Raw genomic sequence first — 12,212 nt, forward strand, 5'->3', positions numbered from 1 at the left:
GATCCCCAAGATCTGACGCCGTTGATCCTGGAGGACCAATGAGTCTGCCCGTCGCTTTCCTTGATGCTGTCGCACGACTGATCCCTAAAGATCGGCGTTTCGACGACCCACTTTCCACGCTCGCCTTCGGCACCGACGCCAGTTTTTACCGACTGATCCCACAGCTTGTAATCCGTGTCGAATCGGAAGATGAAGTGGTCGAGCTGCTGCAATTCGCTCAAAGCGACCGGGTGTCGGTGACCTTTCGTGCAGCCGGCACCAGTCTTTCCGGACAAGCCCTCAGTGATTCGGTGCTGATCGTACTGGGCGATAACTGGAACGGGCGCGAGATACGCGGACAGGGCACACAAATCCGCCTGCAACCCGGCGTGATCGGTGCCCAGGCCAACGCCTGGCTCGCGCCGTTCGGACGCAAGATCGGTCCGGATCCGGCGTCGATCAATGCCTGCAAGATCGGCGGCATCGTGGCCAACAACGCCAGCGGCATGTGCTGCGGCACCGCGCAGAACACCTACCACACCCTGGCCGGGATTCGCCTGGTGCTGGCCGACGGCAGCCGCCTCGACACTGAAGATCCCGCCAGCGTCTCGGCGTTTCGCCAGCAGCACCGCGCCTTGCTTGAACGCTTGGCGACGCTGGGCCACGAAACTCGCGCCAATGCTGAACTGGCGGCAAAAATCCGACATAAATATCGCCTGAAAAATACCACCGGCCTGTCACTCAATGCCTTGGTGGATTTCGACGAGCCGCTGGATATCCTCAGCCATCTGCTGGTCGGCTCCGAAGGTACCCTGGGTTTTATCAGCGCGGTGACCTACGACACCGTGATCGATCATCCGAACAAGGCGTCGGCACTGATCGTGTTCCCCGATGTGGAAACCTGTTGCAACGCGGTCACCGTGCTCAAGACCCAGCCGGTGTCGGCAGTCGAGCTGCTGGACCGACGCAGCATGCGCTCGGTGCAGGACAAACCCGGCATGCCCGCTTTCGTACAGCAGCTATCGGAAAACGCCTGCGCACTGTTGATCGAATCCCGTGCGGCCTCGTCTTCACTGCTCCACGAGCAACTGGCACTGATCATGGCTGCACTGGCCCATTTTCCCGTGGAGCAGCAGGTCGATTTCACCGAAGACCCGGTGGAAAATGCGCGCCTGTGGGCGATCCGCAAAGACACCTTCCCGGCCGTCGGCGCGGTACGCAAAACCGGCACGACGGTCATCATCGAAGACGTGACCTTTCCGGTGGAACAACTGGCCGTCGGCGTGAACCGTCTGATCGAGTTGTTCGACAAACATCATTACGACGAAGCCATCCTTTTCGGACACGCGCTGGAAGGCAATCTGCACTTTGTCTTCACACAAGGCTTCAACAGCGCGGAAGAAGTCGCGCGCTACCAGGCGTTCATGGATGACGTCGCGCAACTGGTGGCCGTGGAGTTCGGCGGCTCCCTGAAGGCTGAACATGGCACCGGCCGCAACATGGCGCCTTTCGTCGAACTGGAATGGGGCAGCGACGCCTATCAATTGATGTGGCAACTCAAGCGCCTGCTCGACCCTAACGGCATCCTCAATCCGGATGTGGTGCTCAGCGAAGATCCGCACATACACCTCAAGCACCTCAAGCCTTTGCCCGCCGCCGACGACATCGTCGACAAGTGCATCGAGTGCGGCTTTTGTGAACCGGTGTGCCCGTCGAAAGGCCTGACCTTGAGCCCGCGCCAGCGCATCGTGATCTGGCGTGATATCCAGGCGCGCAAACGCGCGGACCTCGACACCACCGAGCTTGAAGCGGCGTATCACTACCAGGGCATTGAGACCTGCGCCGCGACCGGGCTTTGTGCCCAACGCTGCCCTGTAGGCATCAATACCGGCGACCTGGTAAAAAAGCTGCGCGGACGCGACGCCGACCGTACGAAAACCGCTGAATGGCTGGCCACGCATTTCGCCACCGCCTTGCAAGGCGCTCGTTTTACGCTGCACGTGGCCAACGGTGCGCGAATGCTCTTGGGCGCGCCTCGCCTGGCGAAACTGTCGACCACGCTGAGCAAGCTGTCGAAGGGGCAAATCCCGCAGTGGAGCAATGCCATGCCGCAGCCGGAAAAAGCCATCCGTTTCAGCCCGGCCGTCAGCGATGAACGCCCGCGGGTGGTGTACCTGGCGGCCTGCGTGTCACGCATCATGGGCCCGGCGGCCGCTGATAAAGAGCAGATGTCGCTGTACGAAAAGACTCGCGGCCTGCTGGAAAAGGCTGGCTATCAGGTAGTCATCCCTGACAATCAGGACAGCTTGTGTTGCGGCCAGCCCTTTGCCTCCAAAGGTTACGCCGAACAAGCGGAACACAAGCGCCAGGAACTGCTCGGTGCCCTGCTCCATGCCAGTCGTGGCGGCCTCGATCCGATCTATTGCGACACCAGCCCTTGCACCTTGCGCCTGATGCAAGACCTAGGACAAACCCGCCTGGACCTCTACGACCCGGTACGCTTCATCCGCACCCACCTGATGGATCGTCTCGACTTCACACCTCAGCAAGCGCCGATCGCCGTGCATGTCACCTGCAGCACCCAGCACCTGGGCGAAAGCCAGGCGTTGATCGACCTGGCTCGGCGTTGCAGCCACAACGTGGTGATCCCCGAAGGCATCCACTGCTGTGGTTTTGCCGGTGACAAAGGATTCACCACGCCAGAACTGAATGCCCACGCACTGCGCTCACTCAAGGACGCCGTGCAGTACTGCAGCGAAGGTATCTCCACCAGCCGCACCTGTGAAATCGGCCTGAGCCAGCACGGCGGCATTGATTATCACGGGTTGGTGTACCTGGTGGACCGCGTGACCCAGGCGCGAGCCCGATGACCGCATAAAAAAACCGAACCCCTGTGCACCGGCGCAGTCACTTGCATAAGCCCCGACAATCGGGACTGATCAATGACCTCGCTGGCTGGCGCCTTTTCCCGCGCAGCAACGAGACCTCTTTGCACAAGGAGATACCCATGAAGCGTTCCGTACTTGCTGGTGTATTCGTTACTGCTGCGATGCTGGCCTCCCCCGTATTTGCCGCAGGCAGCGACAAGGATCTGTGCCAGATCAACCTGGACAAAATCAACAACGGCAAAGCGCTGCTCGCCACCGACACCAGTGGCAAAAGTGGTGAAATCGATACTGCCGTCTCCCAAGCCAAATCCGCCCAGTCGGCCGGTGACGAGAAGAAGTGTATCGAGATCACTTCCAAAGCCCTGCAAGACCTGCAAAACGCCGATAAAGGCGGCCCCCAATAACCCACCAACCCCTCAAGACCCACCTTCGGGTTGGCCTTCTGTGACGGTTTGACGTACACTGCGCTGGCTTGTCGCTCATGATGACACCGAGCAACAAGCACGGGGCCGTTTAGGATTCGACGCCGGTTGCGAACCTTTAGGTGCATGCCGAGTTGGTAACAGAACTCGTAAATCCACTGTTGCAACTTTCTATAGTTGCCAATGACGAAACCTACGGGGAATACGCTCTCGCTGCGTAAGCAGCCTTAGCCCTTCCCTTCTGGTACCTTCGGGTCCAGCAATCACCAGGGGATGTCTGTAAACCCAAAGTGATTGTCATATAGAACAGAATCGCCGTGCAGTACGTTGTGGACGAAGCGGCTAAAACTTACACAACTCGCCCAATGCACCCTGCCCGTCGGGCGGCTGAGGGTTAACTCAATAGACACGGCTAAGCATGTAGTACCGACAGCGGAGTACTGGCGGACGGGGGTTCAAATCCCCCCGGCTCCACCACTTCATCATCTAAAGACGTCCACGGACGTCTTTTTTTGTGCCTGCGATCCAGCAAATACGCGGACTCCAGCGCTTTTGCGGTCTTCTGAGATTTTTTGAGTTCCAGCCATTCGGGTATTCCAGACAGTATTCCAGCTCATCCGGTGCTAATCTTTGGAATACCGAATCAGCGCCTGAGGACAATCTCATGCCTGCTCAAAATCTCCGCCTCTCCGATCGACAGCTCAAGGGAGTCAAACCCGCGTCCAAGGATTACGTCCTCACCGACGGTGACGGTTTGCAGCTCCGCGTACGCAGCAACGGCTCGTTGCTGTGGAATTTCAACTACCGCGAACCGGTGACCAAAAAGCGCATCAACATCGGCTTCGGGACCTACCCCGAACTGTCACTGGCGAATGCACGAAAGATGGCAGTCGATGCGCGCGAGCTGCTCGCACAGGGCATTGATCCGAAGGTGCAGCGCAATACGCTGAATGAAGCCAAGCGCGCAGAAACTGAACACACCTTCGAGAACGTGGCCACCGCCTGGTTCGAGCTCAAGAAAGACTCGGTCACCCCGGCCTACGCCGAGGACATCTGGCGGTCGCTCACGCTGCATGTGCCCCCCGACTTGAAAACGACACCACTGGTGAAAATCACCGCGCCGATGGTGATTGGATTACTTCGCCCTATCGAAGCGAAAGGCAGCCTGGAGACGGTCAAGCGTCTTAGCCAGCGGCTAAACGAGATCATGACCTACGGCGTAAATTCCGGCTTGATCTTCGCCAACCCGCTCAGCGGTATCAGGGCAGTATTCAAGAAGCCCAAGAAAGAGAACATGGCCGCGCTTCCACCCGAAGAGCTCCCCGAGCTCATGCTGGAGATCGCGAATGCCAGCATCAAACGCACCACCCGCTGCCTGATCGAATGGCAGTTGCACACGATGACTCGCCCCGCCGAGGCGGCGACTACCCGCTGGGCGGACATCGACTTTGAAAGGCGTGTCTGGAATATCCCACCGGAGCGGATGAAGAAGCGCCGTCCACACAGCATCCCGTTGAGTGATCACGCTGTCGCACTGCTGGAGTCACTGAAAACTCACAGCGGCCATCGCGAATACGTCTTCCCGGCAGACAGAAATCCACGTACCCACGCCAATAGCCAAACAGCCAACATGGCGTTGAAACGCATGGGCTTCCAGGATCGCTTGGTCAGCCACGGCATGCGCTCGATAGCCAGTACTATCTTGAATGAACATGGCTGGGACCCGGAACTCATTGAGGTCGCACTGGCGCACGTCGATAAGGATGAAGTGCGTAGCGCCTACAACCGAGCCGACTACATCGAGCGCCGGCGCCCGATGATGGCCTGGTGGAGTGAGTACATCCAGAAAGCCGCCACCGGCAGCCTGCTCGCCTCAGCGTACGGCCAAGTCAGAGACAAGAACGTGGTGCCGATTCGCTAGCGCTGTACAGGCGCAAGAACTGCAGCAACAACTGAACGTTCAAGATTCGGGGCAAGCAGCCTCGCTTATCCGCTACTAAGCGCGGGTCCATCCAAACGGGGCTGCAAAGCCGCCCTGTTTGGATGGACCTTACTTTGAAGAGCTAAAAGCGACCACGTTGTCCAGGATTTACCACGGAGTTCCACCGGTGGATAACCGTTCTTCAAGTCCAAAGTGGCGATGAATTTAGAACCTTGACCGGGTTTATCCACAGGCGTAGAACTGGCCGTGCAAGCGCTGTCGATGACAGCAACCCAGGTGGCCCGAACCTTGAAGGTCACGCCGCTCCCGCGGTGGTTCCCCCCATAAGGCGATTAGCGTCCGGCAGCTCGCCCGGTCACCTCCCCGGTGATGGATGCCTACTTCAGATCATGGCCCTCGTGCGCCAGAAGACACTTCCTACTTCGCTGCCCTGCAGCAACCTATCCGCTTGGCCGAATCTTGCGCCAACCTTCGCCCGTCTCTTTCTTCTGGAAAGAGACGGGCGCTCCTACCACTGCTGCAGCCCACCTCGTACAAGGCATTGCGGCATTTCCCCTCGTGACAATCGGCGTGACAAACACCGAAGTCACCCGCAACAGCGATGCAGATGATGGTGCCGCAGCCCAAGGAGTGGACTGCACCTGACTGACAGTCAGGCATGCCCCGGTCATCACCTCACTGCCTTCACCCGACTCAGGATCTCGCGGCGCTTGGTCTCGTCAGCCAGTGCAGCCTCCACCCGCCCACTTCTTCGGGAGTGCTCAGGAGGCCAGATCATGAGATGCCCAAGCTCCCGGTCGTAAAGAGCCGCCAGTCCCGCGTTAGTGGACAACCCTCACTGGTCGCAGGGGCCTTGATCCCTGATAACACTCAACATTCTTGGCGGGATGGCGTGGGGAAAGTTTTAAAAGTTTTAGCTTCGAGAGGAGTTCGATCATGGCACTGGTGGGCAAACGAGGTGGCCGCAATTTTGGCTATGGCCGACAACTGAGCTATGCCGGGCCGCAGGCATTGCGCGATCTGTTTGACGGCGGCCATTACGGGACCGTCAAGGCGCACAGTGAGCGTTGGCAGGCTTTTGTGCGCTGGTGTCGGTCGGAGGATGGCCCGGGGTTTAACGATGCGCGGCAGATTAATCGGCAGACCTTGATGGACTACGCCGGACATCTGCGCCAACAAGTTGAACGAGGTGAGTTGGCCATCGCAACTGCACAAAACCGGTTGTCCAGTGTGAATCGGACCATGGCTGCGCTTCGCGGTGATCAATATGTGAAAGTGCCAAGTCCGAGTAAGGCGCTGGGAATGCGGCGCACCAGTATTCGTCATTCAGTGCCGCAAGGCCAAGACCGCGAACAGGTGAAGCGGATCGTAGAGGTGCTTTGCGAACACCAGCAGTCACGCGCCGCGGCCATCGCTCAGTTAGCGCGAGCCACCGGCATGCGCTTACGTGAGGCCATCTTGGCTGACCTTCCACGGTTAAGCCGTGAGGCTAACGATCTAGGCAGGATTAACATTCAGGACGGCACCAAAGGTGGCCGTTCAGGCGCGTCAGCACCTCGTTGGATTACGGTAGATGATCATATTCGTGACGCCCTGAGGTTTGCCGAAAAGGTCTCGCCCGACGGTAGCCGCAACCTACTTGCACCGAACGAACGCTACCTCGATTTCTTGCAGGGAATCGTCCGCCCCGCACGGGAGATCCTCCATAAGCACAACCTCAAAGGCTTTCATGAATTACGGGCGGCCTTTGCATGCGAACGCTATGAGCAAATCACCCTGCATCCCGCGCCTATCAACGATGGCCATTGCTATCAACTCGAGCGACGCCTCGATCAGGAGGCCCGAATGCAAATCAGCTATGAGCTAGGGCACGGTCGTGTTGACGTGGTATCGGCTTACATCGGTAGTCGAGCATGAGCAAGTCATTCGATATGGAGCTGTTCCTGTCAGGCGTCCTGACCGGGTCGCATACCACACGCCAACGCCACCTTCGTCAGGCGAAGACGATCCAAACAGCAATCTCTGAGCGTTGGCAACGCGACAATCCATGGACTTGGCAGAGAAAGCATCTTGCGTGGTTTTTGAATCACCACCTAAACCAGCACACTGAATCGACGCGCTATTACTATTTGCTGACCATGCAATTACTCACTCATCGCTTAGGAAAACCCTGGCAGTTCAACCGGTAGACGAAGGTCAAAAAACGGCCGATTCTGTTGAAAAAGTCGGACGTGGATTTGACGGTAGAAAAGTATGCGCCTGAGATTGAAATCCTTAATCTCGGTAGAGGTTACCGGACTCAGATTTCACGTGGCGCCGTGCTGAAAAGACGCTTTCAGCAGTCCTGTTCGGCTTTTGGACTCATTAGCAAACGGTAGAGGCCTGGGGTACTCTGCAGTGGATGGCAATGGGCCACTTTGAGCATGTATTAGCCAAGCAGCGACTATCGCTGCGCTTAGGAGGAGCGATGAGCGTAAAAGGGAACGGGAAAAAGATACCGCTAAACGTCTATTTGCTGAAAGAAAACAATGGAGTCCTGTGGGACGATAAAGACGTAATTGCTAGCCCAATAGGATCAGGCGGTAAACCCCAGAAAATTCAGACGGAAAAACACCTCCTGGGCCCCGAAGGGATTTACGGTACCCTCTTCATTCGGAAACCAATACTTGAAACTACACCTGATTGGCTCTCATTCATCGCCCAGGGGTTAAATGAGAGCGTAAAGACTAAGAGTTGGACAAATAAAAGCGTGTCTGCTCTTCTCATAGTGACTCATAATTCAAGACAGTTCGCGGTCGCCTTTGGACATGGGCGGCACATGATTGAGCCGCGGTTGATAGAAGATAGGTTTGGCATAAGGGTTGTGCTAAATAGCGTTTCGCCAGACAGAATTTCCTCAATTGATCGGCAGACTTTTGATGCATCCCCAAGAATAAGCCGAACACAAACTATAAAGGCGTCCTCCGTCTCTGACTACATGATTAATGCTGAACAGGATCTGCTGAGGGGATTGGTAGGATTTACAAAGCCTGAATACTCTGATGTTCTTGGGCCATTAATCGCTGGAATTGACTCATTTAAGGCTTCAGTTCCTGCGGAACTAGCAGGGCTAAAAATGTTTTTTACGACGGTGCTAGATCGGTCTGCTTCTAAGGACTACTTGACCCGAAGTGTCGATGGCCATAATAGTGAGTTCTCTTGGGTCGAAAATTTACTTCCTGTGAAGGACAAAGATGTTATTGAAGAGCTAGAGGCGCAGCTTTGGAGCGCTCTGATATCTTCCGAAAAGCATAATATGTGGCTTGCAATCCCCGATATTGTCGACTGGAGTAATGTGGCTGGGTTTTCCTATCGGGCAGAAGCCGAGGGCACGGATATACAGGAGATTCTGTATCTTGAAAAATTTCTCGACACTTTTCGAAGTGACGCGACGCTAGATACTGTTAAACGTCGTGATATCTATATGATTCACACTGATGGCCGGGCACCGGCAAAATTTAGTGCCTTCAAGTGCATTTATGCTGAGATAAAGCATAAGGCGAAGTTATTTATCTTGCATGCCGGCAGCTGGTTTGGCGTAGAAGACTCTTTCCAAGCATCTGTTGAAAGGTACTACTCTGATCTTGACAAGAAAATCTTTGCTGTTCCTTTTGTGGAGTACGATCACTCCGGTGAAGGCGAATACAATGAGTACGTGTGCGCTCAGGCGTCTTCCACTCATGCGATGCTTGATCGGCAGCTAATTAGATTTGGCGGCAGCTATGACAAAATTGAGGTCTGTGATATTTATAAGAAGCAAGGCGGTGGCGAAAGAGGGGAATTCATCCACGTAAAGAGAGGGCGAGGCTCTTCCAATCTTAGTCACTTGTTTGCTCAAGGCTTAGTTGCTTCTACGCTTTTAGTTCGTGAATCTGAGTTCGTTAAGGATGTAAATAATCAGCTAGCAAAACAAGGCTTCCCTGCGCTACCAGAGAAATTTGAAGCTAAAGGAAACGATATCGTATACGCAATAATTGATGGTGAGAACTCCTCTAGTCTAGACATCCCATTCTTTAGCAAAGTGACGCTTCAAAATTGCGGCAAAACTATAACTTCATACGGATACGGGATTAAACTCCTGCACATCCCTGAATCTGCAGCATACCGTGTTAAGGCTGCTCAGAAGGTAGCAACAAAGAAGCTTCAAAAGAAAACCACGGCTGCTGGTAAAGCTAAAGTCAAAAAAAGCACAGCAGGAAAAAGCACTAAAAATCCATCAAGCAGAATTAAAAGTGGAGCGAAATCAAGCGGAATCACCCCAACGCCTAGCTAACTTAACAACGTCACGGGCTTTGACTCTGGATGATTGGTTTGCGAGCCTCGGTTTAAGGTGCTGACCTTTGGATTTATTCACCTGCTCGTCCAAGCTATCTCAAGCAGACAGCGAAGCACACCAGATTTCGGTTCTTCGGATGGAAAGCCTCAGATCACCGCTGGGGCACGCCCGCCGACAGGCACTGGAAGACCTGTTTGTAGCCGGCCCACTTCGCCATGCTCAAAGGATATAGCGAACGCTGGCAAGCAATTCGGCCAGCAGACAGCGCGTGAGAGAAATCACAAAAAACCCCGCGAAACAACGAAAACTCTTACAATCCAAGGCCGGATTTCCTACACATTTTTTGCCCCCATTGATACCCAAGAGATAGCCCCGTGAGTGACTCAGACAGCTCATCCGCGCCACTGGTTGACGTAGTGAAGCTTGCCGCATCCCTTCAGCGTTTCGCAGATGATCGCGACTGGCAACAGTTCCACTCCCCCAAAAATCTCATTCTGGCTCTCACTGGCGAGGTAGGAGAGCTGTGCGAGATTTTCCAGTGGCTGAGCGATGCCGATTCGCTCTCCGCCGCAAAAAACCCGGAAATGGGCCAGGCCGTTGAGGACGAATTGGCGGACGTATTGATGTACCTGGTTCGCCTGAGCAGCGTACTCGGCATTGACCTCAACGAAGCGGTGACACGGAAACTTGCCTCGAACGGCCAGAAATATCCCGTGGATAAAGCCAGAAGCAACAGCAAAAAGTACGACCGACTCTGATCAACCCGAATCTAAGGACAACCCGTGATCGTTTACGCTGCGACCAAACAGCAATTTCTAAAAGACAACGATAACGATGACATCGAGGACGTGATCCTCAGGCATTACAAGGAAGCCACCGGCAAGACCGTTGGCAGGTCGGAAATCAGGTCGTGGCAAGGATCGCTAACGTACATGGCCAAGGTCCTTAGGGATGAAGGCCTGCCGAGCGACGCGGGCCTGGCCATTGAGCTGCACATTCCGCAGTCGTCGAAGCGAATCGATTTTCTGCTCACCGGTCGCGACGAAAATCAGGCAAAAAAAGCCGTCTTGATCGAATTGAAGCAATGGAGCAAGGCCACCGCCACTACCAAGGATGCCATCGTCAAAACGGCATTGGGTGGCGGCCTCGTTGAGACCATTCACCCGTCCTATCAGGTATGGTCATACGCCGCGCTGCTGGAGGGCTTCAACGAAGCGGTGTATGACAAAAGCATCGAGATCCGTCCGTGTGCCTACCTTCATAACTACGTCAGCGACGGCATCATCGACTCAGCGCACTACGAGCCCCACATCAGCAAAGCCCCACTGTTCCTGAAAGGGCCGGACGAGCTCACCAAACTCAGAAGCTTCCTGAAAAAGCATATTGCTCACGGCGACAACAAAGAGGTTCTCTACGAACTGTCCGATGGGAAAATCCGTCCGTCCAAAGCGCTAGCCGAAGCCCTCGAAGGGCTGATGACAGGCAAGCCAGAGTTCGTATTGATTGACGATCAAAAAGCAATTTTTGAATCAGCGCTTGCGGCAGCAAGCGAAGCCTCGGACCAGGCACCAAAGGTGCTGATCATTGAGGGGGGCCCGGGCACCGGGAAAACTGTTCTGGCTATCAATTTACTGGTGAGGCTCACAGAATTGAGGCTCTTAAGCAAATATGTCTCGAAGAATGCCGCCCCACGCAAGGTCTACGAAAGCAAACTGGTTGGCACCATAAAACGCAGCCATTTCTCGAATTTCTTTTCAGGCTCTGGGGCGTTCATCGACACTGAGCCCAACACATTCGATGCGCTTATCGTGGACGAAGCTCACCGGCTGAATGAGAAAAGCGGGCTTTATGGGAACCTTGGCGAAAACCAGATCAAGGAGCTGATTGAATCAGCGAAATGCTCAATTTTCTTCATCGATGAAGACCAGCGTGTGACCCTGAGCGACATAGGCAGCAAGCAGGCAATACGCGCCTTTGCCAAAGCCAAGGGTGCTGTGGTCGAGGAATATGTGCTGTCTTCACAGTTTCGCTGCAGTGGTTCTGACGGTTACATGGCATGGCTGGATGACGTGCTTGGCATTCGCTCGACAGCAAATCCGACGCTCAACACCTCGGAGTACGAGTTCAAGGTATTCGACTCACCGCAGGCGCTGCATGACGCCATTGACGAGAAAAACCATGGAAACAAGGCTCGTGTGGTCGCGGGCTATTGCTGGCCTTGGTTGAGCAAGAAAGACCCCACCGCTGCTGATATCGTCATTGGTGACTACAAACGCCAATGGAACCTGGATCAGGATGGCAGCCTATGGATCATCGCTGAGAACTCCATCGAGCAGGTTGGCTGCATTCATACCTGCCAGGGTTTGGAAGTCGACTACATCGGGGTGATCATCGGGCCAGACCTAGTCGTACGTGACGGTAAGGTAGTGACATCCCCGGATGAGCGCGACAAGCACGATAAATCGATTCGCGGCTGGAAAAAAATGATGAAAGAGCAACCTACCCTCGCGAAAAATGAAACAGACGTGATCATCAAAAATACATACCGAACCCTGATGACACGTGGGATGAAGGGTTGCTACCTGTACTGCACCGACAAAGAGACTGCGCAATACTTCGAGAGTCGGCTTAACCAGCACAGCAATTATTGACGCTATCGTTTGCTA

General features: G+C 54.9%; 8 protein-coding genes and 1 other RNA gene. All 9 read left to right on the forward strand.

The window, feature by feature from the left end; translation table 11 throughout:
- Positions 1-38: 38 nt before the first annotated feature.
- The 9 genes from BLU75_RS18995 to BLU75_RS19040 all read left to right on the forward strand — a co-directional run bounded on the left by BLU75_RS18995 (position 39) and on the right by BLU75_RS19040 (position 12,197).
- The gene (locus BLU75_RS18995) at positions 39-2,849 is read left to right on the forward strand and encodes an FAD-binding and (Fe-S)-binding domain-containing protein (RefSeq protein ID WP_084379060.1); all 2,811 of its coding nucleotides are present in this window, start codon (positions 39-41) and stop codon (positions 2,847-2,849) included.
- Between the two features lie 137 nt (positions 2,850-2,986).
- Entirely contained in the window at positions 2,987-3,271 is a 285-nt protein-coding gene (locus BLU75_RS19000; RefSeq protein WP_084379059.1) for a hypothetical protein, read from the forward strand.
- A gap of 101 nt (positions 3,272-3,372) precedes the next feature.
- Positions 3,373-3,766: a transfer-messenger RNA gene (gene ssrA, locus BLU75_RS19005) on the forward strand.
- A gap of 187 nt (positions 3,767-3,953) precedes the next feature.
- On the forward strand, positions 3,954-5,210 hold the full coding sequence (locus BLU75_RS19010; protein ID WP_084379058.1) for an integrase domain-containing protein: 1,257 nt from the start codon (positions 3,954-3,956) through the stop codon (positions 5,208-5,210).
- A gap of 957 nt (positions 5,211-6,167) precedes the next feature.
- Complete coding sequence (locus BLU75_RS19020; RefSeq protein ID WP_084379057.1) at positions 6,168-7,148, forward strand: integrase domain-containing protein; 981 nt, start codon at positions 6,168-6,170, stop codon at positions 7,146-7,148.
- On the forward strand, positions 7,145-7,420 hold the full coding sequence (locus BLU75_RS19025) for a hypothetical protein (protein WP_084379056.1): 276 nt from the start codon (positions 7,145-7,147) through the stop codon (positions 7,418-7,420). The genes BLU75_RS19020 and BLU75_RS19025 overlap by 4 nt, the downstream gene beginning before the upstream one ends.
- Positions 7,421-7,698: 278 nt before the next feature.
- On the forward strand, positions 7,699-9,543 hold the full coding sequence (locus tag BLU75_RS19030) for a DUF6119 family protein (RefSeq protein WP_157720791.1): 1,845 nt from the start codon (positions 7,699-7,701) through the stop codon (positions 9,541-9,543).
- 377 nt (positions 9,544-9,920) lie between these two features.
- A complete protein-coding gene (locus BLU75_RS19035) occupies positions 9,921-10,304 on the forward strand; it encodes a nucleotide pyrophosphohydrolase (RefSeq protein ID WP_084379054.1) in 384 nt (127 codons plus the stop codon).
- Positions 10,305-10,328: 24 nt separating this feature from the next.
- Positions 10,329-12,197: a DUF2075 domain-containing protein gene (locus tag BLU75_RS19040; RefSeq protein WP_084379053.1), complete on the forward strand. Its 1,869-nt coding sequence runs from the start codon at positions 10,329-10,331 to the stop codon at positions 12,195-12,197.
- The last annotated feature ends 15 nt before the right edge of the window (positions 12,198-12,212 follow it).

This window comes from Pseudomonas mucidolens, from assembly GCF_900106045.1.
GTDB classification, from domain to species: domain Bacteria; phylum Pseudomonadota; class Gammaproteobacteria; order Pseudomonadales; family Pseudomonadaceae; genus Aquipseudomonas; species Aquipseudomonas mucidolens.